This is a genomic window from Lelliottia sp. WB101 (genome assembly GCF_003051885.1).
Lineage (GTDB): Bacteria > Pseudomonadota > Gammaproteobacteria > Enterobacterales > Enterobacteriaceae > Enterobacter > Enterobacter nimipressuralis.
In genome coordinates this window covers 2,683,694-2,707,733 of sequence record NZ_CP028520.1, presented here as the reverse complement: position 1 = coordinate 2,707,733, position 24,040 = coordinate 2,683,694, and the positions used below count along the sequence as shown (strand labels likewise).

The 24,040-nt window shown below is 45.1% G+C and carries 24 protein-coding genes; 8 read left to right on the top strand and 16 right to left on the bottom strand.

All coding sequences use genetic code 11. The features are described 5' to 3' along the window. Positions 1–4: 4 nt before the first annotated feature. From hisD to hisIE, 7 genes are read left to right on the top strand one after another with little or no spacing between them, the layout of a single operon-like run. Positions 5–1,309: a histidinol dehydrogenase gene (hisD, locus tag DAI21_RS12930; RefSeq protein ID WP_107703294.1), complete on the top strand. Its 1,305-nt coding sequence runs from the start codon at positions 5–7 to the stop codon at positions 1,307–1,309. Beyond that, the gene (gene hisC / locus DAI21_RS12925; RefSeq protein WP_107703293.1) at positions 1,306–2,367 is read left to right on the top strand and encodes a histidinol-phosphate transaminase; all 1,062 of its coding nucleotides are present in this window, start codon (positions 1,306–1,308) and stop codon (positions 2,365–2,367) included. Before hisD ends, hisC begins: the two co-directional genes overlap by 4 nt. Next, on the top strand, positions 2,364–3,431 hold the full coding sequence (hisB, locus tag DAI21_RS12920) for a bifunctional histidinol-phosphatase/imidazoleglycerol-phosphate dehydratase HisB (protein ID WP_107703292.1): 1,068 nt from the start codon (positions 2,364–2,366) through the stop codon (positions 3,429–3,431). The genes hisC and hisB overlap by 4 nt, the downstream gene beginning before the upstream one ends. Next, complete coding sequence (hisH, locus tag DAI21_RS12915; RefSeq protein WP_107703291.1) at positions 3,431–4,021, top strand: imidazole glycerol phosphate synthase subunit HisH; 591 nt, start codon at positions 3,431–3,433, stop codon at positions 4,019–4,021. Before hisB ends, hisH begins: the two co-directional genes overlap by 1 nt. Continuing rightward, the gene (gene hisA, locus DAI21_RS12910) at positions 4,021–4,758 is read left to right on the top strand and encodes a 1-(5-phosphoribosyl)-5-[(5-phosphoribosylamino)methylideneamino]imidazole-4-carboxamide isomerase (protein ID WP_107703290.1); all 738 of its coding nucleotides are present in this window, start codon (positions 4,021–4,023) and stop codon (positions 4,756–4,758) included. The genes hisH and hisA overlap by 1 nt, the downstream gene beginning before the upstream one ends. Next, positions 4,740–5,516 (top strand): imidazole glycerol phosphate synthase subunit HisF, encoded by a 777-nt coding sequence (gene hisF / locus DAI21_RS12905; RefSeq protein ID WP_107703289.1) that lies wholly within the window; start codon positions 4,740–4,742, stop codon positions 5,514–5,516. The genes hisA and hisF overlap by 19 nt, the downstream gene beginning before the upstream one ends. After that, positions 5,510–6,121, top strand: a complete 612-nt coding sequence (gene hisIE / locus DAI21_RS12900; RefSeq protein WP_107703288.1) for a bifunctional phosphoribosyl-AMP cyclohydrolase/phosphoribosyl-ATP diphosphatase HisIE — start codon at positions 5,510–5,512, stop codon at positions 6,119–6,121. The genes hisF and hisIE overlap by 7 nt, the downstream gene beginning before the upstream one ends. Positions 6,122–6,160: 39 nt before the next feature. Here the strand turns inward: hisIE and wzzB are convergent, their stop codons facing one another. Continuing rightward, positions 6,161–7,141: an LPS O-antigen chain length determinant protein WzzB gene (gene wzzB / locus DAI21_RS12895; RefSeq protein ID WP_107703287.1), complete on the bottom strand. Its 981-nt coding sequence runs from the start codon at positions 7,139–7,141 to the stop codon at positions 6,161–6,163. Positions 7,142–7,332: 191 nt separating this feature from the next. Between wzzB and DAI21_RS12890 the strand changes: the two genes are divergently transcribed. Continuing rightward, positions 7,333–8,337 carry an NAD-dependent epimerase gene (locus tag DAI21_RS12890; protein ID WP_107703286.1) on the top strand — a complete coding sequence of 335 codons (1,005 nt, stop codon included), beginning with the start codon at positions 7,333–7,335 and terminating at the stop codon, positions 8,335–8,337. 55 nt (positions 8,338–8,392) lie between these two features. Here the strand turns inward: DAI21_RS12890 and ugd are convergent, their stop codons facing one another. The 15 genes from ugd to rfbB all read right to left on the bottom strand — a co-directional run bounded on the left by ugd (position 8,393) and on the right by rfbB (position 23,994). After that, the gene (ugd, locus tag DAI21_RS12885) at positions 8,393–9,559 is read right to left on the bottom strand and encodes a UDP-glucose 6-dehydrogenase (protein WP_102104071.1); all 1,167 of its coding nucleotides are present in this window, start codon (positions 9,557–9,559) and stop codon (positions 8,393–8,395) included. 253 nt (positions 9,560–9,812) lie between these two features. Then, a complete protein-coding gene (gene gndA, locus DAI21_RS12880) occupies positions 9,813–11,219 on the bottom strand; it encodes an NADP-dependent phosphogluconate dehydrogenase (RefSeq protein WP_107703285.1) in 1,407 nt (468 codons plus the stop codon). A 192-nt stretch (positions 11,220–11,411) separates the two neighbouring features. After that, positions 11,412–12,839, bottom strand: a complete 1,428-nt coding sequence (locus DAI21_RS12875) for a phosphomannomutase (RefSeq protein ID WP_107703284.1) — start codon at positions 12,837–12,839, stop codon at positions 11,412–11,414. Next, the gene (locus DAI21_RS12870) at positions 12,836–14,245 is read right to left on the bottom strand and encodes a mannose-1-phosphate guanylyltransferase/mannose-6-phosphate isomerase (RefSeq protein ID WP_107703283.1); all 1,410 of its coding nucleotides are present in this window, start codon (positions 14,243–14,245) and stop codon (positions 12,836–12,838) included. The genes DAI21_RS12875 and DAI21_RS12870 overlap by 4 nt, the downstream gene beginning before the upstream one ends. Before the next feature lie 8 nt (positions 14,246–14,253). Beyond that, on the bottom strand, positions 14,254–15,024 hold the full coding sequence (locus tag DAI21_RS12865; RefSeq protein WP_107703282.1) for a glycosyltransferase family 2 protein: 771 nt from the start codon (positions 15,022–15,024) through the stop codon (positions 14,254–14,256). Beyond that, positions 15,012–16,103 carry a hypothetical protein gene (locus DAI21_RS12860; RefSeq protein ID WP_107703281.1) on the bottom strand — a complete coding sequence of 364 codons (1,092 nt, stop codon included), beginning with the start codon at positions 16,101–16,103 and terminating at the stop codon, positions 15,012–15,014. Before DAI21_RS12860 ends, DAI21_RS12865 begins: the two co-directional genes overlap by 13 nt. After that, positions 16,100–16,708, bottom strand: coding sequence for a DUF1919 domain-containing protein (locus DAI21_RS12855; RefSeq protein ID WP_107703280.1), 609 nt, complete (start codon positions 16,706–16,708; stop codon positions 16,100–16,102). The genes DAI21_RS12860 and DAI21_RS12855 overlap by 4 nt, the downstream gene beginning before the upstream one ends. Continuing rightward, the gene (locus DAI21_RS12850; protein ID WP_107703279.1) at positions 16,683–17,867 is read right to left on the bottom strand and encodes a hypothetical protein; all 1,185 of its coding nucleotides are present in this window, start codon (positions 17,865–17,867) and stop codon (positions 16,683–16,685) included. The genes DAI21_RS12855 and DAI21_RS12850 overlap by 26 nt, the downstream gene beginning before the upstream one ends. Continuing rightward, entirely contained in the window at positions 17,867–18,670 is an 804-nt protein-coding gene (locus DAI21_RS12845) for a hypothetical protein (RefSeq protein ID WP_107703278.1), read from the bottom strand. The genes DAI21_RS12850 and DAI21_RS12845 overlap by 1 nt, the downstream gene beginning before the upstream one ends. Continuing rightward, positions 18,667–19,758 (bottom strand): hypothetical protein, encoded by a 1,092-nt coding sequence (locus tag DAI21_RS12840; RefSeq protein ID WP_107703277.1) that lies wholly within the window; start codon positions 19,756–19,758, stop codon positions 18,667–18,669. Before DAI21_RS12840 ends, DAI21_RS12845 begins: the two co-directional genes overlap by 4 nt. Positions 19,759–19,761: 3 nt before the next feature. Continuing rightward, on the bottom strand, positions 19,762–20,529 hold the full coding sequence (locus DAI21_RS12835; RefSeq protein ID WP_234419477.1) for a glycosyltransferase family 2 protein: 768 nt from the start codon (positions 20,527–20,529) through the stop codon (positions 19,762–19,764). Then, positions 20,530–21,078, bottom strand: coding sequence for a dTDP-4-dehydrorhamnose 3,5-epimerase (gene rfbC, locus DAI21_RS12830; protein WP_107703276.1), 549 nt, complete (start codon positions 21,076–21,078; stop codon positions 20,530–20,532). Between the two features lie 3 nt (positions 21,079–21,081). After that, positions 21,082–21,960: a glucose-1-phosphate thymidylyltransferase RfbA gene (gene rfbA, locus DAI21_RS12825; RefSeq protein ID WP_107703275.1), complete on the bottom strand. Its 879-nt coding sequence runs from the start codon at positions 21,958–21,960 to the stop codon at positions 21,082–21,084. Positions 21,961–22,009: 49 nt separating this feature from the next. After that, positions 22,010–22,909 (bottom strand): dTDP-4-dehydrorhamnose reductase, encoded by a 900-nt coding sequence (gene rfbD / locus DAI21_RS12820; RefSeq protein ID WP_107703274.1) that lies wholly within the window; start codon positions 22,907–22,909, stop codon positions 22,010–22,012. Next, complete coding sequence (gene rfbB, locus DAI21_RS12815) at positions 22,909–23,994, bottom strand: dTDP-glucose 4,6-dehydratase (protein WP_107703273.1); 1,086 nt, start codon at positions 23,992–23,994, stop codon at positions 22,909–22,911. Before rfbB ends, rfbD begins: the two co-directional genes overlap by 1 nt. Positions 23,995–24,040: the final 46 nt, after the last annotated feature.

The window sequence follows — 24,040 nt, the reverse complement described above, 5'->3', positions numbered from 1 at the left end:
TGATATGAGCTTTAATACAATCATCGACTGGAATACCTGCAGCACTGAACAACAGCGTGAACTGCTGACGCGCCCGGCCATTTCGGCTTCGGACAGCATCACCCGCACCGTGGCGGAAATCCTGGATAACGTGAAAGCCCGCGGCGACGACGCACTGCGCGAATACAGCGCCAGGTTTGACAAAACCGACGTCGGTGCGCTGAAAGTGACGGCGCAAGAAATTGATGACGCCTGCAACCGTCTTGGCGATGACATCAAGCAGGCGATGGCCGTGGCGGTCAAAAACATCGACACCTTCCACACCGCGCAGAAACTGCAGGTGGTGGACGTCGAAACCCTGCCCGGCGTGCGCTGCCAGCAGGTGACGCGCCCGGTGGCCTCCGTCGGACTCTACATTCCCGGTGGCTCCGCCCCATTGTTTTCCACCGTCTTGATGCTCGCCACGCCGGCGCGAATCGCCGGTTGTCAGAAAGTGGTGCTCTGCTCACCACCGCCGATTGCCGATGAGATCCTCTACGCGGCAAAACTGTGCGGCGTGCAGGACGTCTTTAAAGTAGGCGGGGCGCAGGCCATCTCCGCCCTCGCGTTTGGCACCGAATCCGTGCCGAAAGTCGATAAGATTTTTGGGCCGGGGAATGCCTACGTCACTGAAGCCAAACGCCAGGTCAGCCAGCGTCTGGACGGTGCGGCGATTGATATGCCTGCGGGCCCGTCGGAAGTGCTGGTGATTGCCGACAGCGGCGCGACGCCGGACTTTGTGGCCTCTGACCTGCTCTCTCAGGCCGAACACGGTCCCGATTCCCAGGTGATTTTGCTGACGCCGGACGCTGACATGGCACAGCGCGTGGGCGAAGCGGTAGAACGCCAACTGGCAGAACTGCCGCGTGCCGACACGGCACGTCAGGCGCTCTCTGCCAGCCGCCTGATCGTGGCGAATTCGCTCGAGCAGTGCATCGCCATCTCTAACCAGTACGGCCCGGAGCACCTGATTATTCAAACTCGCGACGCCCGTTCTCTGGTCGATGGCATCACCAGCGCCGGTTCCGTGTTCCTCGGTGACTGGTCGCCTGAATCCGCAGGCGATTACGCCTCTGGCACCAACCACGTGCTGCCAACTTATGGCTACACTGCAACCTGTTCAAGCCTGGGGCTGGCTGATTTCCAGAAGCGCATGACCGTGCAGGAGTTGTCCCGCGAAGGTTTTGCCGCCCTCGCCTCCACGATTGAAACGCTGGCCGCCGCCGAGCGCCTGACCGCCCACAAAAACGCCGTGACGCTGCGCGTTGCCGCCCTGAAGGAGCAAGCATGAGCATTGAAGAATTAGCCCGCGAAAACGTTCGTCGACTGACACCCTATCAATCTGCTCGTCGCCTGGGGGGGAATGGTGATGTCTGGCTGAATGCTAATGAATTCCCGACGGCAGTCGCGTTCGAGCTTTCCCAGCAGACGCTGAACCGTTATCCGGAGTGCCAGCCAAAGGCGGTGATTGAAAATTACGCCCAGTACGCGGGCGTGAAGCCGGAGCAGGTGCTGGTCAGCCGTGGGGCCGATGAGGGTATCGAACTGCTGATTCGCGCCTTCTGCGAGCCGGGCAAAGACGCGGTGCTCTATTGCCAGCCGACTTACGGCATGTACAGCGTTAGCGCCGAAACGTTTGGCGTGGCGTGTCGCAACGTGCTGGCGCTCGATGACTGGCAGCTTGATCTCCCGACCATCGCCGAGAATCTTGACGGCGTGAAAGTGATTTTCGTCTGCAGCCCGAATAACCCAACCGGCCAACTCATTAATCCGCAGGATATCCGCACCCTGCTTGAGATGACGCGCGGCAAAGCGCTGGTTGTTGCCGATGAGGCCTATATCGAATTTTGTCCTCAGGCGACGCTGGCGGGCTGGCTGGAAGAGTATCCGAATCTGGTGGTGCTGCGTACGCTGTCGAAAGCCTTCGCACTGGCCGGTCTGCGCTGCGGATTTACGCTGGCGAATAAAGAGGTCATCGATCTGCTGATGAAAGTGATCGCCCCTTACCCGCTGTCAACGCCGGTCGCGGATATCGCCGCGCAGGCGCTGGCACCGCAGGGCATCAACGCCATGCGTGAGCGTGTAGCGCAGATTCTGGTGGAGCGTCAGTATCTCGTCGCTGCCCTGAAAACGCTGCCCTGCGTAGAGCAGGTATTTGACTCGGAAACCAATTACATCCTGGTGCGCTTCACCGCCTCCAGTGCCATATTTAAATCTTTGTGGGATCAGGGCATTATCTTACGAGACCAAAACAAACAACCCTCCCTGAGCGGCTGTCTGCGCATTACCGTGGGCACCCGTGAAGAGAGTCAGCGCGTGATTGACGCCCTGAAAGCGGAGAAAGTATGAGCCAGAAGACCCTTTTTATCGATCGCGACGGCACTATTATTGCTGAGCCACCAAGTGATTATCAGGTTGATCGATTCGACAAACTGGCTTTTGAAGCTGACGTGATCCCGGTTCTGCTTAAGCTGCAGAAAGCGGGCTATAAGCTGGTGATGATCACCAACCAGGACGGACTGGGCACCGACAGCTTCCCGCAGGCCGATTTCGATGGCCCGCACAACCTGATGATGCAGATCCTCACCTCGCAGGGTATTACCTTCGATGACGTGCTGATCTGCCCGCACCTGCCAGCGGATAATTGCGACTGCCGCAAACCGAAAGTGAAGCTGGTTGAGCGCTATCTTGCCGAAGGCGTGCTGGATAAAGCAAACAGCTATGTGATTGGCGATCGCGCAACCGATATCCAGCTTGCCGAAAACATGGGCATTCAGGGGCTGCGTTTTAATCGCAATGAGCTGAACTGGGCGACGATTGGCGATCAGCTCACCCGGCGCGACCGCTACTCCCACGTCGAGCGCAACACGAAAGAGACGCAGATTGACGTAAAAGTGTGGCTGGACCGCGAAGGCGGCAGCAAAATTCACACCGGCGTCGGTTTCTTCGATCACATGCTGGATCAGATTTCGACCCATGGCGGATTCCGCATGGAGATCAACGTGAAGGGCGATCTGTACATCGACGATCACCACACCGTTGAAGATACCGGCCTGGCATTGGGCGAAGCCCTGAAGCTGGCGCTCGGCGATAAGCGCGGCATTAACCGTTTTGGCTTCGTGCTGCCGATGGACGAATGTCTGGCCCGCTGCGCGCTGGATATCTCCGGCCGTCCGCACCTGGAATATAAAGCCGACTTTACCTATCAGCGCGTCGGCGATCTGAGCACCGAGATGGTTGAGCACTTCTTCCGCTCGCTCTCCTACACCATGGGCGTGACGCTGCACCTGAAAACCAAAGGCAAAAATGATCACCACCGCGTCGAGAGCCTGTTTAAAGTCTTTGGCCGCACGCTGCGCCAGGCGATCCGCGTGGAGGGCGATACGCTGCCTTCATCGAAAGGGGTGTTGTGATGAACGTGGTCATTCTGGATACCGGTTGCGCGAATCTCAACTCGGTGAAATCAGCCATCGCGCGCCACGGCTATGATCCGGTGGTCAGCCGCGATCCGGACGTCGTGCTGCGCGCCGACAAACTCTTTTTACCGGGCGTCGGAACGGCGCAGGCGGCGATGGATCAGATCCATGAGCGTGAGCTGGTCGAGCTGATTAAAGCCTGCACTCAGCCGGTGCTGGGCATTTGCCTGGGGATGCAGATCCTGGGGCGTCGCAGCGAAGAGAGCAATGGCGTGGACCTGCTGGGCATCATCGAAGAAGATGTGCCAAAGATGACCGACTTTGGCCTGCCGCTGCCGCACATGGGCTGGAACCGCGTTTACCCGAAAGCGGGTGACCGGCTGTTTCGCGGTATCGAGGACGGGGCCTATTTCTATTTTGTGCACAGCTACGCCATGCCGCTGAACCCGTACACCATCGCCCAGTGCAATTACGGCGAGCCTTTCACGGCAGCGGTCAACAAAGATAATTTCTTTGGCGTGCAGTTCCACCCGGAACGTTCGGGTGCTGCGGGTGCGCAGTTGCTGAAAAACTTCCTGGAGATGTGATGATTATTCCCGCATTAGATTTAATTGACGGCACCGTTGTCCGTCTCCATCAGGGCGATTACGGCCAGCAGCGCGACTACGGCAACGATCCCCTGCCGCGTTTGCAAGATTATGCGGCGCAGGGCGCAGAAGTGTTGCACCTGGTCGATCTCACCGGCGCAAAAGATCCGGCGAAACGTCAGATCGCACTGCTGAAAACCCTGGTCGCGGGCGTTAATGTTCCGGTGCAGGTGGGCGGTGGTGTGCGTTCTGAAGAGGATGTTGCCGCCCTGCTCGAAGCCGGTGTGGCGCGGGTGGTGGTCGGCTCGACGGCGGTCAAAAACCCGGAGCAGGTTAAAGGCTGGTTCCGCCGCTTTGGCCCCGACGCGCTTGTGCTGGCGCTGGATGTGCGCATTGATGAGCAGGGTAACAAGCAGGTAGCGGTCAGCGGCTGGCAGGAAAATTCCGGCGTGACGCTGGAAGAGCTGGTTGAAATTTATCTCCCCGTAGGGCTGAAACATGTCCTTTGCACGGATATCTCCCGCGACGGGACGCTGGCTGGCTCTAACGTCTCGCTGTATCAGGAAGTGTGCGCCCGCTATCCGCAGGTGGCTTTCCAGTCATCGGGCGGTATTGGCGATTTAGCGGATGTCGCCGCTCTGCGCGGCACCGGCGTGCGCGGCGTCATCGTGGGGCGCGCTTTACTGGAAGAGAAGTTTACTGTGACGGAGGCGATTCAATGCTGGCAAAACGGATAATCCCGTGTCTGGACGTGCGTGATGGCCAGGTGGTGAAAGGCGTGCAATTCCGCAATCACGAAATCATCGGCGACATCGTCCCCCTCGCAAAACGCTACGCCGATGAAGGCGCAGACGAACTGGTCTTTTACGATATCACCGCCTCCAGCGATGGCCGTGTGGTCGACAAAAGCTGGGTCGAGCGCGTAGCGGAAGTGATCGATATTCCGTTTTGCGTGGCGGGCGGAATTAAATCGGCGGAAGACGCTGCGCAGATCCTCTCCTTCGGCGCAGATAAAATTTCCATCAACTCCCCTGCCCTGGCAGATCCGGAGCTGATTACCCGTCTGGCGGATCGCTTTGGCGTACAGTGTATCGTGGTGGGAATTGATACCTGGTATGACGCGGCTGCCGGCAAGTATCACGTAAATCAATATACGGGTGATGAAAACCGCACCCGTGTGACGCAATGGGAAACGCTGGACTGGGTGCAGGAAGTGCAAAAACGCGGTGCAGGTGAAATCGTGCTGAACATGATGAACCAGGATGGCGTGCGTAACGGCTATGACCTGGAGCAACTCAAAAAAGTGCGGGCCGTGTGCCGCGTGCCGATGATTGCCTCCGGTGGTGCTGGAACGATGGAACACTTTCTGGAAGCCTTCCGCGACGCGGATGTCGATGGCGCGCTTGCGGCGTCGGTGTTCCATAAGCAAATTATCAATATTGGCGAGTTAAAAACGTTCCTGATTAACCAGGGCGTGGAGATTAGGGTATGTTAACTGAACAACAACGGGCTCAGCTGGACTGGGAAAAAACGGACGGATTATTGCCGGTGGTTGTGCAGCACGCCGTTTCAGGCGAAGTCCTGATGCTGGGCTATATGAACCAGGATGCGCTGAGCACGACGCTTGAGAGCGGGAAAGTCACCTTTTTCTCGCGCACTAAACAGCGTCTGTGGACCAAAGGCGAATCGACCGGTCATTTCCTCAATGTGGTGAGCATTACCCCTGACTGCGATAACGACACCCTGCTGGTACTCGCAAACCCTATCGGGCCAACCTGCCATCTGGGCACCAGCAGCTGTTTTGGCGATGCCAGCCATCAATGGCTGTTCCTGTATCAGCTCGAACAACTGCTCGCCGCGCGTAAAACCGCCGATCCGGAAAGCTCGTATACGGCAAAACTTTACGCGAGCGGAACCAAGCGTATCGCCCAGAAAGTGGGGGAAGAAGGCGTGGAAACAGCACTGGCTGCAACCGTAAACGATCGCGATGAGCTGACCAACGAGGCGTCTGATTTAATGTATCACCTGCTGGTGTTGCTCCAGGATCAGGATCTCGATTTAACGGCGGTGATTGAGAATTTGCGAAAACGGCATAAATAAAAAAAGACCGGGGAAACCCGGTCTTTTTTTGTCTGGTTATCAAGCTTTTGGTTTGTAGTTGCGCAGCGCGTTGCGCCCTAACACAACGCCAGAACCGATAATGCCGCCCAGCAGAACAGCCAGAATCAGCGTAAGAGCTTTCTTCGGACTATCGCGACGGATCGGCAGGTTAGGCTTCATGACATAGCGGTAGGCATGAATGCTAGCCGGATCGACATTAAGATTGTGAATATCTAGTAAATTTTGTTTGGTCTGATAATAAGCACCAGAGAAGACCAGAGGACGCGTAGACTCGTGCTCAATCATTGAACTGAGCGCTTCACTGCCCAACAGGAACATTGTTTCCTGCGTCACATCCTGCGTCTGCTGGATTTGAGGAGCCGTGATTTTCGCGGCCTGCGCGAATTTCAATGCCTCTGTAATCTGTTTAATACGCAGATCTTTCTGTTCTTGCGAGACTTTTTCCTGGTTCTGCAGAGAGTCGTTCAACGTAACGATTTGCTGTTTGATGTTGTCTTTAAGGTCAACATCAAGCTCTTTCGCCGTCTGCTCGTCAATCTGCTGAATGTATTGTGCCAGCTGTTTTTGTGCGGCTTCTGCTGTTTCCCCGGCATAGCTTACTGTAAGGGGCAACTGCTGTCCTTTAACTGCTGGCTCAATGGTCAGTTTCTCAGGTACTTCCTGGTTTTCAAGGGCCTGTGCTAACGCGGAAAATGCCGAGTTGAAACGCCCAACAACGCGAATCTGAGTATCAAGCATTGAGGGCGCTGCTGATCCATATAGGATATTCAGAGCATTAGTGTAGGTTGCGATTTGAGCGGCATCTGGCTGGGTAATTAACGCGGTAGAGGTCCATTTCTCTTTTGTCATAGTTAAATAAATGCCAGCAAAGACTATCGCTATAGCTACAAATGCAGCAATGATCCACTTCCCACGCCAAAGCTGCATCATTAAATCTATCAAATCAATCTGTTCCGGGTCATGCCGACTAGTGAGCTCGTTATTGCTGTTCTGGGACATACATTCCTTAACGGTGAAATTTGCGTAAAAATTTTCTAACTAGTCTATCTCGTACTGATAATTTTTCTATAAGAATCCGTTGAGAATCTGCCGACTGGTGAAGTTTTGCTTACTCCACGCTTAGAGGTATGATGTGCGTCATAGGTTTTATGCTTAACAGATAGCTGTTTTTGATAGCAAAGAGGATGGATATGAAATTTCTGGTCACTGGTGCAGCGGGTTTTATCGGCTCACACGTCAGTAAGCGTCTTTTAGACGCAGGGCATCAGGTTGTCGGTATCGACAATCTCAACGACTACTACGATGTCAACCTGAAGCAGGCGCGCCTGGATCTGCTGACATCCGGGAATTTCAGCTTTCATAAACTCGATCTGGCCGACCGCGAAGGCATGGCAGCCCTGTTTGCCAACGAGAAGTTTGACCGCGTTATCCATCTGGCCGCTCAGGCAGGCGTGCGTTACTCGCTGGAAAACCCGCATGCGTATGCAGATGCCAACCTGACTGGCCATCTGAACGTACTGGAAGGTTGTCGCCATAATAAGGTTCAGCACCTGCTGTATGCTTCCTCGAGTTCGGTCTATGGTCTTAACCGTAAAATGCCTTTCTCGACCGATGATTCGGTAGACCATCCGGTATCCCTTTACGCAGCGACCAAGAAAGCCAACGAGCTGATGTCGCATACCTATTCGCATCTCTATAACTTGCCTACTACCGGCCTGCGCTTCTTTACGGTGTACGGGCCGTGGGGCCGTCCGGATATGGCGCTGTTTAAGTTCACCAAAGCCATGCTCGAAGGCAAAAGCATTGATGTGTACAACTACGGCAAGATGAAGCGTGATTTCACCTACATTGACGACATTGCCGAAGCCATTATTCGCCTGCAGGATGTTATTCCACAGGCGGATGAAAGCTGGACAGTTGAAGCAGGCACGCCAGCAACCAGTTCCGCTCCCTATCGCGTCTACAACATCGGTAATAGCTCGCCTGTTGAACTGATGGATTACATTACAGCGCTGGAAGAAGCGTTAGGCATTGAAGCAGATAAGAATATGATGCCGATTCAGCCGGGTGATGTTCTGGAGACCAGTGCGGATACCAAAGCGCTGTACGAGGTGATTGGCTTTAAACCTCAGACGTCGGTCAAAGAAGGCGTGAAGAATTTCGTTGACTGGTATCGTGACTTCTACAAGGCTTAAAAACAACAATGCCCGGCAGTGCCGGGCATATTCTCGATGCGTTTAGCAATAAAGATTAATCACTTCCGAACAGATCGCGGGTATAGACTTTATCCGCCACATCCGCCAGCTCTTCTGCCATACGGTTTGAAATAATTACATCGGCATCTTTCTTGAATGCGTCCAGATCGCGAATGACCCGTGAATGGAAGAACTCGTCTTCTTTCATCGCCGGTTCATAAATAATCACTTGCACGCCTTTCGCCTTAATACGCTTCATGATCCCCTGGATGGAGGATGCGCGGAAGTTATCTGACCCGCTCTTCATGATCAGACGATACACCCCCACCACTTTCGGCTGACGCGCCAGAATGGAGTCAGAGATGAAATCTTTACGCGTACGGTTTGCTTCCACAATCGCGGAAATCAGGTTGTTTGGCACCGTTTGGTAGTTTGCGAGCAGCTGCTTGGTATCTTTTGGCAGACAGTAACCGCCGTAACCGAATGACGGATTGTTATAGTGGTTGCCAATGCGCGGGTCCAGACAGACACCTTCAATGATCTGTTTGGTGTTCAGGCCAAGGCTTTCCGCGTAGCTATCCAGTTCGTTGAAGAAGGCCACACGCATCGCCAGATAGGTATTGGCGAAAAGCTTGATAGCCTCAGCTTCAGTGGTGTCGGTGAACAGCACATCAATATCTTTCTTGATCGCCCCCTCCTGCAACAGCGCCGCAAAGCGCTCGGCACGTGCGGAACGCTCACCAATAACAATACGCGATGGATAGAGGTTGTCGTAAAGAGCCTTGCCTTCACGCAGAAATTCTGGAGAGAAGATCACGTTATCGATACCCAGTTTCTCTTTAATTGACTGGGTGAACCCGACAGGGATAGTCGATTTGATGATCATCACGGCTTCAGGATTCAATGCCACCACATCTTTAATCACTGCTTCTACGCTGGAGGTATTGAAGTAGTTGGTCTTCGGATCATAATCCGTTGGAGTGGCGATAATCACATAATCTGCACCGCGGTATGCGTCTTCTTTATCGGTTGTTGCGCGGAAGTTGAGCGGCTTGTTGGCCAGGTATTCCTCGATTTCTTTGTCAGCAATCGGGGAGATCTTCTGGTTAAGCATATCCACTTTGGCCTGCACGATATCCAGCGCCACCACTTCATGATTTTGTGCGATCAGAATACCGTTAGATAGACCGACATAGCCTGTTCCGGAGATTGTAATTTTCATTCGTTCAACTTCTTCAAGTATGAGTGTCAGGAGGCCTCTACAGTGCCACCGCTGTAAACAACTGTTGAGGTTTTTACCTCTTATGTTTATGCACTGTCAAGGCAAAGACCTTGCTACCGTAGCGGGGTAACAGCGTCAATTATTCGGCAATTTTCGCATGAGACTGTGCAAAGCGAGGAGACACGGGGAAAGGAACAACAAAAAAGCCCGGTAATGATAACCGGGCTTTGCTATCAGACTGAGTTAAATCAGATTAATCCAGCCATTCGGTGTGGAACACACCTTCTTTGTCAGTACGCTTATACGTGTGTGCACCGAAGTAGTCACGCTGCGCCTGAATCAGGTTCGCAGGCAACACCGCTGCACGGTAGCTGTCGTAATATGCAACTGCTGCTGAGAAAGTCGGAACCGGAATACCGTTCTGAACCGCGTATGCAACAACATCACGCAGTGCTTGCTGGTAGTCGTCAGCAATTTTCTTGAAGTACGGTGCCAGCAGCAGGTTAGCAATGCCTGCGTTTTCCGCGTAAGCATCGGTGATTTTCTGCAGGAACTGGGCGCGGATGATGCAACCGGCGCGGAAGATCTTGGCGATCTCACCGTAGTTAAGATCCCAATTATTCTCGTCAGATGCAGCACGCAGCTGAGAGAAGCCCTGTGCGTAAGAGACGATTTTGCCCAGGTACAGAGCACGGCGAACTTTCTCGATGAACTCAACTTTGTCAGCGGCAGGTTTAGCCTGTGGGCCAGACAGCACTTTAGAGGCTGCAACGCGCTGCTCTTTCAGAGAAGAGATATAACGTGCAAACACGGACTCAGTAATGAGAGACAGTGGCTCACCGAGATCCAGAGAGCTCTGGCTGGTCCATTTACCGGTACCTTTGTTCGCCGCTTCGTCCAGAATCACATCAACCAGGTATTTACCCTCTTCGTCTTTCTTAGTGAAGATATCTTTGGTGATGTCGATCAGGTAGCTGTTCAGCTCGCCAGTGTTCCACTCAGTGAAAGTCTGCGCCAGCTCTTCGTTGGACAGATTCAGGCCGCCTTTCAGTAACGAGTAGGCTTCAGCAATCAGCTGCATGTCGCCGTATTCGATACCATTGTGAACCATTTTCACATAGTGACCCGCACCGTCTGGACCGATGTAGGTCACGCACGGTTCTCCATCTTCTGCAACAGCGGCAATTTTAGTCAGAATAGGCGCGACCAGCTCATACGCTTCTTTCTGACCTCCAGGCATGATCGATGGGCCTTTCAGGGCGCCCTCTTCACCGCCAGACACGCCGGTACCGATGAAGTTGAAACCTTCCGCAGAAAGCTCACGATTACGACGAATGGTGTCGTGGAAGAAGGTGTTACCACCATCAATGATGATGTCGCCTTTATCCAGATACGGCTTCAGGGAGTCGATAGCAGCATCAGTACCCGCGCCAGCTTTCACCATTAACAGGATACGACGCGGCGTTTCCAGAGATTCAACAAACTCCTGCACCGTATAGAAGGGAACCAGCTTCTTGCCAGGGTTCTCGGCAATCACTTCTTCGGTTTTGTCACGGGAACGGTTGAAAACGGAGACGGTATAACCACGGCTTTCGATGTTGAGCGCCAGATTGCGCCCCATCACTGCCATACCGACAACGCCGATCTGTTGTTTGGACATTACATACTCCTGTCAGGTGTGGTCACCGCGACTTATGCGCGGCTTGAATGTTTGCTTGATGTTAACTCAGGTTGCACACCGCTGTGTAGTGCAAGATGCTTTTAACCACTGCGACGGCTTAGTTATACGGCAACATCAATATATAACGCCATCATAGGAGGGCTACGGCTTTCATCGCTACCTTGCCGAGTTTTATTGCAGACTAGGGATTTTGCCTAAAATTGTCTCTACGTATTCTTTTGCCTGCAGTTCATCAGCGGCTTCTGTATAGCAACGCAATTCAGGGGCATTTCCCGAAGGGCGAAGATGGAAAACATCGCCATTATCAAGCGTGAAACGCGCACCGTCAGTTTGATCAATATCGGCGCATTGACGTTGCGATAGCCCGAGTTGACTTAAAAAGTTCTCGGGTGACATCACTGCTGATTCAATGATTTGCTGACTTTTCTCTGAAGCGAAGTTCTTGATCCTGTCTGACCAAGTAAAACGCTGAGGCAGATTTTCAACAAGTGACGAAATGTTGTCTTTACCTGCTGCAACAAGCAGCATTAAGGCTGGCAAAACAGCGTCTCGAGTTGGCAATGCTGAGAGCGTTTTACCGTTAATGACCAAATCGGTAGCTAATAGATAACCACCGTTAGCCTCAAAACCAGCAACACAATGATAAGACTCGATTAGACCCTCAAATCCAGCAATGACATAAGGTGAACCAATTTTGGTACGTAGCACCCTTTTAAATCGCTTACTCAATTCAACTGCGGTATTGCAACTCACAGGGATGGCCAAAGCTTCAATATCTAAAGCAATAGAAGTCAGCAAACCGAGGATATCGCCGCGCAACCAGTTGCCTTTTTCATCTGCCACTAGTGGGCGGTCTCCGTCGCCATCTGTTGAAAATATGGCATCTAAACAATATTTTTTAGACCAAGATTTAGCTAGGCTTCTGTCCTTATCTCCGACTGCTTCAGTATCGATGGGTATAAAATCATCACTTCTTCCTAAAGAGACAACTTCAGCACCTAATGATGTGAAAAGCTGATGATACAAATCTCGCCCTGAACTAGAATGTTCATAAATACCAATTTTTTTTCCGCAAAGTAAGTATTTGTCAAATAGAGATGTGTATCTAGCTATATAATTATCAGCAGCATCAGTACATTTAACGAGAGTAGGCAATGCAGATATTTTGGAAAAAGAGTAGTTACTATTAGAAATGGAGTATTCATCATCCTTACTAATTTCACCGTCAGGCCTATAGAACTTCATTCCATTTCTATCAAAGGGAATATGACTACCAGTAATCATAATACATGGAATTTTTTTTGTTAAAGAATAACTGGCGATCGCTGGTGTAGGGACAACGCCGTGAAACTCTACTTCAAAACCATGTTCTTCTATAGCCGCTGCACATGCTTGCGCAATTCCATAACTACTGGGACGGTTATCAATTGCCAAAGCGACCGTCTCAAATTCGAATTTCTGACTTATAACAGCTAGAAAAGCATGAGTGAACGCAGCACTAATATCATCAGTGAATTCTACAACAAGTCCACGAGCACCACTCGTTCCAAAGGAAATATTACTTGTTTTTATAATATCACTGGTAACTATGTTCGTCATAATTTTGCACCTGTATCAATTCTTATAATATCATCTTCGCCAAGGTAATCACCTGATTGAATCTCAATAATTTCTAAAGGATAGTCACCAATATTCCTAATGGTATGAACGCAACCAGGAGGAATGTAAATTGATTCATTAGCCTCATATATCTTTAAGACTTCATCTAAAATTACCTCAGCCTTTCCAGAAACGACAACCCAATGTTCTGCACGGTGCTTATGAAATTGCTTAGAAATAACACTGTCTTTATTAATAGTTATCCGATTAACTTGAAATCGAGAGCCTCTATCTAGACGTTCGTGCGATCCCCAACGCCTATAATTCAATGGATATTGGCGAAATTCTTCACGATCTTGAGACTTTAACTGGTCAACAACTAGTTTTACATCTTGATCTTTATTTTTTTGAGTAATCAGAACTGCATCTTTAGTACAGACAACCACAAGATCTTCAACACCTATCGTTGCTACTAACGTCGAATCCGTTTTTACAAAATTATTTTTACAATCAATGGAGATCACATCTGAATCAGAACAATTTCCAGATTCATTTTTCTCACCTAATTGCCATAATGCAGACCATGAACCAACATCACTCCAACCTGCATCCATAGATACCACAACGCCAATACTTGTATGTTCCATCACGGCATAATCAACGGATAATGAAGGATTCCTAGAGAAAGAATTGCGATCTATTCGTAAAAAGGATTCATCAACTTCCGAGTTATTTACTGCATGAGAGCAGTTCTGTAATATATCAGGGGCATATTTTCTTAATTCATTAATAAATACCGAAGCTCGAAACATGAACATGCCACTGTTCCAGTAGTAATCTCCCGAGTTAACATAAGAACAAGCAGTCTCGTAGGAAGGTTTTTCTTTGAATGACTCAATAAAATGAGAACCATTCAATTCGACTCCACGCTTGATATATCCATATCCTGTATGTGGAGAGGTTGGTTTTATACCAAAAGTTACCAGGTAATCTTTCTCAGCCAAATGGATTGCGTTTGCTATCGCATTATGAAAAGATGGTGTATCTGCAATAAAATGATCGGCTGCTAAAACTAATAATAAAGGGTCCTCTCCCTTTTTAAGGGCGTCAAGAGCCGCAACTGCAATTGCAGGTGCTGTATTTCGTCCAAAAGGTTCAAGAAGGATTGTGGCATTTTCATACCCAATTTCTTTGGTTTGTTGATTGACTAGAAAACGATGTTCTTCATTACAAATAATCTGGGGAGATGCCATTTCCAAACCATTTAAACGAATAAGAGTTTGTTGAAAAAGGCTATTTTTTTCATCAATTAATTTAAGGAATTGCTTCGGTCTTTGAGTTCGAGAAAGTGGCCATAATCGAGTCCCACTTCCTCCGGCAAGAATTACTGGTTTAAAAGAAATCATTTTAACACCTATTTTCTGAAGATTGCTCTGTATGCATAAAACAAAAAATAATAAGCTGCAGGTAATAAATTTATTTTCTCAATTTCACGATAGATATACCATTGCCTTTTTGCTTTTTTAAATTTATTCCTGGACAATGATCCAGGAACAATTCTGTAATGTGTCAAACAATGATTAAACAAAACTGCATTAGTTTCTTTCAATAATTGAAGCCAAAAAGCATAATCTTGGCCTGTTCTAATCAGTGGCATTCTATGTTGCTTTACAAGACATTTTTTTAATATTACTGTCGAGCATCCTAGGGTTGCTTTTTTCATTAACATATCTTTATAAGTAAAAACTTCTCCAGAATGTGTAGCATCGACAATTTTACATAATTTCCTTTCAGAAAAAGTTTCACAAGCATATGAGGTGAAGCAAAATTCAAGGGATCTTTCTTCCATATATTTTATTTGTAATGATAGTTTATCTTTTTCCCAATAGTCGTCTGCATCAAGAAAAGCTATATATTCCCCATTGGAATGATCAATAGAATTATTTCGAGCAACGGCCGCACCACTATTTTTATTCAACTTAAAGAGGCGAACGCGTTCATCTTTCATGGATAACTGCTTCAGGAAGTCGAAAGAGCCATCATTGGAGCAGTCATCAGTAACAATCCATTCCCAATTTTTATAGTTTTGCTCGGAAATTGATCTATACGTCTCTTGAATAAAACCAAGGCTATTGAAAGTTGGTGTAATAATCGAAACTAATGATTCATGCTTCACTGAATCCATTCCTCAACAATTTTGGTATCATTATTTCCCTCTCCTAAAACATAATTATTATGAATGTCCATATTATTAATAATAATTTTACACTGCTCAAATGAATCAATGAGAGCTGATAAATCATCAATATTTTCTGCAGAAACCATGTGAGGATAAGACTCCAGAAGGCTTTCTACAGCGTCATTTTTCAAAGTGAACACTAATTTTTGATGAATAATTGCATCAAGAGCAGTTGCTGATGCTGTCATCTTATATTGCGATTTATCAAACAAATAAATGAATCCATCAATATCTTTAATAACGCTTTCAAACTCTTCGTCACTATAAACAGTGTCCCACAGCTTAAACTTCACATCAGAATCATAATTTACAATGAAATCTTTATGTGCCCTGCCAATTGCCCATATTTCAGTGGAACTAGATGTTGATAAATCGTAAATTTTATTACAATTCTTCTTGTCATCTCTAAGAAGGCCAACCATTGCCAATTTAAGAGGCTTACCTTGAACTTCTCTTGCTGTATTTGATATTTTATTTGAAGGTAACGGATGTTTGATATAATAATAATTCCCGTTGTATGCAATGTTTTTTTTGATATGTTTACTCAAAAATAAGAATTTAGCTCCAGCTTTTGAAAGCTTCTGAAAAGCATATTTAAATAATTTCGCAGCTTTAGACAACTTTTGTGCATTAGCGCTTAACGCTTCTGCTTGGCCGTGCATGACAATACTCGGCTTTAAAAAAGAAAAGAAAGAGAGAATAAATACCTGAAGATTACTTGCTCCTAAAATACATATTTTTCGTCGTGTCATTAACATATATGGCGCAAGTATAATAAACCATACAACTTTTATAATCTCTCTATTAATTAATCTAAGATATGTGTTTTTTATCTTAGATTCTTTTAACAAATAACCTATATTTTTTTTTCGATTAGTTTTTAAAAATTTTTCGTGCACATCGTTTAACAGAAAAATGCTGTCTTTTTTTTCAAAAAAATCAATAAATGCTTCAACAAATAAAGAATGTTCTGCACCATGCGCATAAAGATCAACTACAAAATATTTCGAGATATTATTTTTCATATTTTAGATACTTTCATAAATGGAAACCTGTAAAGCAGTTTATGATAATTACTGTATAAATCGCCAACTTGTCTATCTGAAGTTTTTATAAAAACAACATTTGGTATCGATTCTAAAAGTTGTTTTTTATCACTAGAACAAAATATGATCGCATTTTTTTGCTTAGCAACTCTTTTGATATCCTGAATAGTCGCTCCGTCTCTATCTGTGAATATAGTCAAGTAATTATCTGTACGAGCCCTTTTCTTCCTTTGTTCCCACTTATCTTTTGCCTCATTAAAACTACTATAGTGTTGAAAAAATATAGTTATATCAGCTAATTTACCACATGGGTATTTTTTTTCTGTATCTTTAAATTCAGTTAATTCCTGATTCAAATAAAAATCGAGTTGTTCTGTAAGTTTAATGAAATCACTTGGATTAATCCATAAATTAATAGTAGGCGATTTATACTGTTTTTTTGCTGATTGGTAGACTCTGGTGCCAATACAATTAGATGATATGATTGTAATGTCTTTATTAACAAAAAATCGCAACAATATATTGAACATTATTTTTTCTAATTTAATGACTATATTTTTAACTAATTTTAGAAGTTGCTTCATACTTAGAAACCTTGTAGATAATCACAACATTAATAACCTGAGATAAAGACAACATAAATATATAAATAGCCAATCCATATTTAATTAGAATAATAATGCAACATAGCGAAACAAGCGTCCAAACTAGCGAAACTTGGAAGAATAATCGCGAAGCTCCAAGAAAAATCATTTTAGCTATTGCTGTCTGTCCTAACGGCCAGAACAAACAAAAGAGAGTCAATGCAAGGAGGAATGAATCATTTGAAAAATATTTTTTCATCCCGAAAAGGAGCTCATAAAAGGACTCCCCTCCTAAATACCATATAATCAAATAGGCAAGTGACATAACATATAATACAGCAGCGTAATACTTGAATATGTTCGAGGAAAACTGTTTTTTCTGAGCATAACGTATAACAATTTTATTCATTGCTCCAGCAATCAATCCTGGTGCACTATAGCAAGTATTAAATATCCTTATGGCTATTAATGCAGAAGGACCAATAAGCCAACCAATAAGCAAAGGGGAGATAGAATCGCGACATAATGATAACAAAGTGCCAGAAAAATACCCAAGTGAATATAACGGGTATCTATTCTTACTTTCATTAACGTTATCTGATTTGACGTGTTTTATATTTTTTACGTGATAAATCACACTAGCTAGTGCAGAACCAATTACGCGAAGTATTAATGCCACGATTAGAAAATTAAAATCAATGAAATTAAATAAAACAATAACAGTAACCAATGTTAAAATAATATCTATTATAAAATAAAAAGTATGTTTTGCTGAAGTACAAAATATATTTATCGTTCCAATAGATAAAATATTTGCTAAAAAGCAAACATATAAAAGTATATAATTAGCCGCTGAAATTGAGTATGACAAAATGTATGCTGAATAAACATAAACAAATAACAAGGATAATATCGGAATAATATATTGTAACCTGCATTGCTTTTTATATATTAATTGTGCCTCCTCGTCTTTATAAGACATAGTGTGTGTTAAAAATAATCCTTCATATAATGTATTTTGAGCATTAACTACCAACATAACCATCAAAAGAAAAGCTGCATCAACTTCTGTCAGATGCTTTATTCCCTTTGATATTAAAATAAAGCCAGACCCGGCAATTAAAAGATTTCTAATGAAGACAATAAACCCAGCGTTCATTAATATTTAAACCCAGTGATGAACATTATTAGCTTAGCCACAATTGAATTCTTAATCATACAATAATGAATAATCGAGAGCTTTTTACTATGCTCACTCAAATAATGCTCATGGATGATAGATTTAGCTTTAGACTCAAAAAATGACTTGTTACGATCATTTATTTTTTCTGATTTGTACCATCCATTATTTTCGTTCAACCACTTTTTAAGAAATACAGAATAACTTTTTGAGAGAAAAATATTATTTCTATATATATCATCTGGTAGGATCTTAACTTCAATATTATTTAAGTTAATCAAATCACTAAACTTATCGAAAGATAGATTGCTAAAGGCAAGAAATTTAGAATTAAAGTATCCTCCTTTCATTTCTGTATTTTGAAGAAATTTTGAGACATGCCAAAAGCCAAACATCGTTTGGTCCGACAACCGTTGGAATAAGTTTTTTAACTTCCATTCATTAAATGCAATTTGCTCGATTTTCCTTAATTTTCCGTGCTTCAAAATAGTATCATTAAGTAGGATGAATGATTGATTGGTTTCTACTGATACAAATTTTTTTTCAATATACCATTTAAGACCATAGTAATAACCAGAAAATTCCATTTCATTATTTACATAATCATTACTAAAAATAGCCATCTTCTGATTAGTGAATGATACAATTTCTCCTAGACGAGTGTTTACTATAACAATGTCAGTAATAAAGCACCATTTTAAAAAGGACTTTATTTTTTTAATATAATGTTTATATTCTGGGTCTTCATCGTAGCAAACAAAAATTATTAACCATCGTGTCATACAATCTCCAGTCGCCTTTTTCTTGTAATAAGAAAAACTTGAAATACCATAACAACAAATAACTCAATCACAACATCTCGTAAAAGAACTGGGGAAATTAAAAAACCCAAGGCGCAAAATCTAAATAAAAACCAACTAAAAAGTAATAATAACCTTGCGTTTAATAGCACAACCATAAATAGCATAGTAATAAAATAAGGTATAAAGCTGTATGATCCAAAATCAATGTATACGGTTGACCATAATGGATACATTACATTAGCGTTAAGCGAACCATAAATATCTGATACTCCGAGATTCACAAAATCATAGAGCATTTTATTATCAAAAAATGCATTTGAATTCAATGGATCACCAACAATTTTGGAAAGTGCATATCCAAAGTATCCGATACTTATGCCTTCAAGGTTTATATTACTAATTAAGTAACCACCTAAACCAAACGAATAAGAAAGATAAAATATAATATTCAATATACTCCGCCCAATTGCCCCTTCTACATTATCTGTACGCCCCTGAAGGATTGGCATCAATACCATGAGTAATATCACCCCCCCGCAGAGCAGGACAACCTGTTTCTTTGAAATATTTATCTTTACATTTGACAAGAACATAGCAATTGCAAAATAAAAAACCATCGTTCTTGATAGGTTAGTCATAGAGAAAAATACTAGCGCACACAAAATATAAATAAACGTTTTTTTTGATAAGGCTATTTTAATAGGTTGCATTAATGAACATAGCAGTACCATTAATGTACCACTATTAATCAAATTGATATAATATAATATATTGCTCGAAGAAATGATTTCAAGTTTAGCATCCCTCCCTGAAACAGGAAATGTTACAATCAACAGAATTAAAGATAAAGCTATACTGCCCTTGGCAACAGGTATGCACCATTGCAAATTATCAAAATATACTGTTTTTCTTCTTTGTCTAATCATAATCAAATAGCCTAGTATTAATGCAGCTATTTGTGGCCATATATATATTAAATTGAAATCAATTGCGGACGTTAATGCACTAAATTGATTTGTAATTGAAACTGCAGCATAAAGCAGAAATATAAATGCTATTGCCCGCATTTATTATGACCCTTTTAGAAAAGCACGAAGAGAAAGAATATATGCTAATGCAAAACCAACTCTACCATGCATAAAACCACCCTCTATAATATATTCACGCGAAAACGCTTTTAAAGCTTTTTTTACATTAAAGCTTTGTTCACCACTATCAATGAAGCCTTCAAATTCAGAATATCTGACAAGTCTACTTATAAATTCTAAAGCTGTTGTGGAATGGTAATGATATAGGTAATAACCTTTTTTGAAAGACAAAGTCTTGACATTTGAAATGTCATCGCGGAACCTTAAACCCGCATGAATCACATCTGACACAACTACTGTATCTCTTCTAAAAAATCTTAACTGACGATCATTTTCTGGTGAAAATTTACCCCATACGATATCTTTTTCAAACATACGATTAAGTCTGGGAATAAGCAAACCACTGTTTAAAACGTCATCGAATCCACTAAGTCCTTTGCCAGATTGGAACTTTCTCAGTTCGCTGATTATTTTTTTTGAAGGTGATTCGTCAGCATCTAAAATGAAAATATAATCATTTTTACACGCGTCTATACCCGTTTTTCTTGCTGGCTCAACGTATCCCATTTTATCAATTTCTATGAACTTAGTATTTTCAATATTTTCAAATAACTCACGCGAGCCATCATTACTTTTCATATCAACGATGATAACCTCATCAAATATATCAACTAAAGGAATGATATTTCGTCTTAAATTATCAATTTCATTTAAAGAGTTTACTAATAAAGATATTTTATTTTCCATCATTTAATATTCTTGCTTATATTGTTTGAACGAAATACCTTCTTTGTCTTTCCCTGAGATTTGTGGAGGTGTGTTGGTTCTCCATTTAATGTTCAACTCTGGGTCATTCCAGGATATAGTAACTTCTGATTCCGGATGATAATAGTTTGTTGTTTTATACAGAAATTCTACTGTTTCTGATAAAGTTAAAAAACCATGAGCAAAGCCCTCAGGAATCCACAACTGGCGCTTATTCTCAGCTGAAATGTTAACACCTACCCACTGACCAAACGTTGATGAATGCTTTCGCACGTCCACAGCTACATCAAAAACTTCGCCGACAACGCAACGTACTAGTTTACCTTGCGCATATGGCTCCTCTTGTAAATGGAGACCGCGAAGTACCCCTTTATGTGATTTCGAATGATTATCCTGAACAAACTCAATATTGCGACCTACCGCCTCTTCAAACACTTTCTGGCTGAAGCTTTCAAAGAAAAAACCACGTTCATCACCAAATACTTTCGGTTCAAAAATCAAAACATCTGGAATATCAGTCTTAATCACATTCATTGCTTAATAGCCTTTAATCATTTTCAGCAGGTACTGACCGTATGCATTTTTCTTCAACGGCTCTGCCAGTTTCTTAACCTGATCAGCGTCGATAAAACCTTTACGATACGCAATTTCTTCCGGGCAGGAAACTTTCAGTCCCTGACGCTCTTCTATGGTGGCAATGAAATTGCTCGCTTCTATCAGGCTCTGATGTGTACCGGTATCAAGCCAGGCATAACCGCGTCCCATCATGGCAACTGAAAGACGCCCCTGCTCCAGATACATACGGTTGATATCCGTGATTTCCAACTCACCGCGCGCAGAAGGTTTCAGGTTTTTCGCCATTTCTACAACATCATTATCGTAGAAATAGAGACCCGTTACGGCATAGTTACTCTTAGGCTCCAGCGGCTTTTCTTCCAGGCTGATGGCCGTACCCTTTTTATCAAACTCTACAACGCCATAGCGCTCAGGGTCGTTAACGTGATAGGCAAAAACCGTTGCACCAGCATCTTTATTCAACGCAGCTTCAAGCTGTTTTGGCAGGTCATGACCATAGAAAATGTTATCGCCCAGCACCAGCGCGCAACTATCGTCACCAATGAACTCTTCGCCAATAATAAAGGCCTGCGCCAGACCATCAGGACTAGGCTGCACTTTATATTGCAGGTTCAGCCCCCACTGGCTGCCGTCGCCGAGCAGTTGCTCAAAGCGCGGCGTATCCTGCGGTGTACTGATGATCAGAATATCTTTAATTCCCGCCAACATCAGTGTCGACAATGGATAATAAATCATCGGTTTATCATAGATAGGCAGCAATTGTTTACTTACCGCCATTGTCACAGGATAAAGACGAGTGCCAGAACCACCAGCCAGAATAATACCTTTACGCGTAGTCATCATTTTTCTCTATAAACGCAAAATGCCCTCTAAAGAGCATTTAAAATATTTAAATAGATTGAGCGGTAAACAGTTCAGCGAGCATACGTTTCACGCCAATATCCCAGGACGGCAATACCAGATCAAAGTTCCGTTGGAACTTTTCGGTGTTCAGGCGTGAATTTTGCGGCCGTTTTGCCGGAGTCGGATACGCTGATGTCGGAACGGCATTCAATTTTTCGATTGCCAATTCAATACCCGCTTCTCGAGCTTGTTCGAACACCAATGCGGCGTAGTCGTACCAGGTTGTGGTATTTGATGCTACAAGATGATACAGCCCCGCCACTTCGGGTTTTGCCAGCGCCACACGAATAGCGTGCGCGGTACAATCAGCTAAAAGCTCAGCTCCCGTCGGGGCACCAATCTGGTCGTTGATCACTGACAGCTCAGTCCGCTCTTTTGCCAGGCGCAGCATCGTTTTAGCAAAGTTGTTCCCTTTACCGGCGTATACCCAGCTGGTGCGGAAAATCAGATGCTTAGCACAATTCGCCTGCAGCGCTTTTTCGCCGTTAAGTTTAGTCTGACCATAAACGTTCAGCGGTGCCGTTGCATCGGTTTCCTGCCAGGGCGTCTCGCCGTCGCCAGGAAAGACGTAATCTGTGGAGTAATGAACAACCCAGGCACCAATCTTGGCAGCTTCTTTTGCAATCGCTTCAACACTTGTTGCATTCAGTAGCTCAGCGAATTTTCGCTCGGATTCGGCCTTGTCCACCGCGGTATGTGCGGCTGCGTTAACGATCACATCAGGCTTAATCGAACGCACCGTCTCGGCAATACCTTCAGGATTGCTAAAATCACCACAATAATCTTTGGAATGGACATCCAGGGCGATGAGATTACCAAGGGGAGCGAGGGCGCGCTGTAATTCCCAGCCCACCTGCCCTGTTTTACCAAACAGGAGAATGTCCATTACTGACGCTCTCCATAATTCTGCTCAATCCAGGTTTTATAAGCGCCACTTTTCACGTTATTCACCCAATCCTGATTGCTGAGATACCATTCCACTGTTTTGCGGATCCCGCTCTCGAACGTTTCTTGCGGTTTCCAGCCCAATTCTTCACCAATTTTATGGGCATCGATTGCATAGCGGCGGTCGTGTCCCGGACGGTCGGTCACATAAGTGATCTGATCGCGATAGGAGCCGTCTTTCGGTACGATTTCATCCAACAGATCGCAGATGGTATGAACAACATCAAGGTTCTGCTTCTCGTTATGGCCGCCAATGTTGTACGTCTCACCAGGCTTACCCTGAGTGACAACGGCATAGAGAGCACGGGCATGATCTTCAACATACAGCCAGTCACGGATCTGATCGCCTTTGCCATAAATCGGCAATGCTTTACCGTCCAGAGCGTTGAGGATCACCAGCGGAATAAGTTTTTCCGGGAAATGATAGGGACCGTAGTTATTAGAACAGTTAGTCACAATGGTTGGGAAACCATAGGTACGCAGCCATGCGCGAACCAGGTGATCGCTTGACGCTTTGGACGCGGAATACGGGCTGCTCGGCGCATAAGCCGTCGTTTCAGTAAACAGCGGCAGCTCGGTTGAAGCCGGGTGCTCATCAGGATGGGGCAGATCGCCATACACTTCGTCAGTCGAAATGTGGTGGAAGCGGAATGCGGCTTTTGCATCTTCATTCAACGCAGACCAGTATGCGCGCGCGGCTTCCAGCAGGACATAAGTCCCGACTATATTGGTTTCGATAAATGCCGCAGGCCCCGTAATGGAACGATCCACGTGGCTTTCAGCAGCCAAATGCATGACAGCATCAGGTTTGTGCTCAGCAAAAATGCGCTCCATCGCCGTTTTATCGCAGATGTCTGCCTGCTCAAATGCGTAACGCTCACTGTCACTCACTTCTGCAAGCGACTCCAGGTTACCGGCATAGGTCAACTTATCAACGTTAACCACTTCATCCTGGGTATTTTTAATAATATGCCGCACAACTGCAGAGCCAATAAAACCAGCACCGCCAGTAACAAGAATTTTCACGTTAGCTATTCCGTTGATTGAATATATCGGGATATTGATGTTCTGA

What these genes read in the sequence shown, in the direction of transcription:
- wzzB (WP_107703287.1), bottom strand. Translation starts at nt 7,141, where the DNA reads ATGTCCCAGAACAGCAATAACGAGCTCACTAGTCGGCATGACCCGGAA.
- DAI21_RS12890 (WP_107703286.1), top strand. Translation starts at nt 7,333, where the DNA reads ATGAAATTTCTGGTCACTGGTGCAGCGGGTTTTATCGGCTCACACGTC.
- DAI21_RS12870 (WP_107703283.1), bottom strand. Translation starts at nt 14,245, where the DNA reads ATGATTTCTTTTAAACCAGTAATTCTTGCCGGAGGAAGTGGGACTCGA.
- rfbC (WP_107703276.1), bottom strand. Translation starts at nt 21,078, where the DNA reads ATGAATGTGATTAAGACTGATATTCCAGATGTTTTGATTTTTGAACCG.
- rfbA (WP_107703275.1), bottom strand. Translation starts at nt 21,960, where the DNA reads ATGACTACGCGTAAAGGTATTATTCTGGCTGGTGGTTCTGGCACTCGT.
- DAI21_RS12850 (WP_107703279.1), bottom strand. Translation starts at nt 17,867, where the DNA reads ATGAACGCTGGGTTTATTGTCTTCATTAGAAATCTTTTAATTGCCGGG.
- hisH (WP_107703291.1), top strand. Translation starts at nt 3,431, where the DNA reads ATGAACGTGGTCATTCTGGATACCGGTTGCGCGAATCTCAACTCGGTG.
- DAI21_RS12840 (WP_107703277.1), bottom strand. Translation starts at nt 19,758, where the DNA reads ATGCGGGCAATAGCATTTATATTTCTGCTTTATGCTGCAGTTTCAATT.
- DAI21_RS12835 (WP_234419477.1), bottom strand. Translation starts at nt 20,529, where the DNA reads ATGATGGAAAATAAAATATCTTTATTAGTAAACTCTTTAAATGAAATT.
- hisD (WP_107703294.1), top strand. Translation starts at nt 5, where the DNA reads ATGAGCTTTAATACAATCATCGACTGGAATACCTGCAGCACTGAACAA.
- DAI21_RS12860 (WP_107703281.1), bottom strand. Translation starts at nt 16,103, where the DNA reads ATGAAAAATAATATCTCGAAATATTTTGTAGTTGATCTTTATGCGCAT.
- DAI21_RS12845 (WP_107703278.1), bottom strand. Translation starts at nt 18,670, where the DNA reads ATGACACGATGGTTAATAATTTTTGTTTGCTACGATGAAGACCCAGAA.
- gndA (WP_107703285.1), bottom strand. Translation starts at nt 11,219, where the DNA reads ATGTCCAAACAACAGATCGGCGTTGTCGGTATGGCAGTGATGGGGCGC.
- hisA (WP_107703290.1), top strand. Translation starts at nt 4,021, where the DNA reads ATGATTATTCCCGCATTAGATTTAATTGACGGCACCGTTGTCCGTCTC.
- DAI21_RS12855 (WP_107703280.1), bottom strand. Translation starts at nt 16,708, where the DNA reads ATGAAGCAACTTCTAAAATTAGTTAAAAATATAGTCATTAAATTAGAA.
- hisF (WP_107703289.1), top strand. Translation starts at nt 4,740, where the DNA reads ATGCTGGCAAAACGGATAATCCCGTGTCTGGACGTGCGTGATGGCCAG.
- rfbD (WP_107703274.1), bottom strand. Translation starts at nt 22,909, where the DNA reads ATGGACATTCTCCTGTTTGGTAAAACAGGGCAGGTGGGCTGGGAATTA.
- hisC (WP_107703293.1), top strand. Translation starts at nt 1,306, where the DNA reads ATGAGCATTGAAGAATTAGCCCGCGAAAACGTTCGTCGACTGACACCC.
- ugd (WP_102104071.1), bottom strand. Translation starts at nt 9,559, where the DNA reads ATGAAAATTACAATCTCCGGAACAGGCTATGTCGGTCTATCTAACGGT.
- hisB (WP_107703292.1), top strand. Translation starts at nt 2,364, where the DNA reads ATGAGCCAGAAGACCCTTTTTATCGATCGCGACGGCACTATTATTGCT.
- DAI21_RS12865 (WP_107703282.1), bottom strand. Translation starts at nt 15,024, where the DNA reads ATGGATTCAGTGAAGCATGAATCATTAGTTTCGATTATTACACCAACT.
- DAI21_RS12875 (WP_107703284.1), bottom strand. Translation starts at nt 12,839, where the DNA reads ATGACGAACATAGTTACCAGTGATATTATAAAAACAAGTAATATTTCC.
- hisIE (WP_107703288.1), top strand. Translation starts at nt 5,510, where the DNA reads ATGTTAACTGAACAACAACGGGCTCAGCTGGACTGGGAAAAAACGGAC.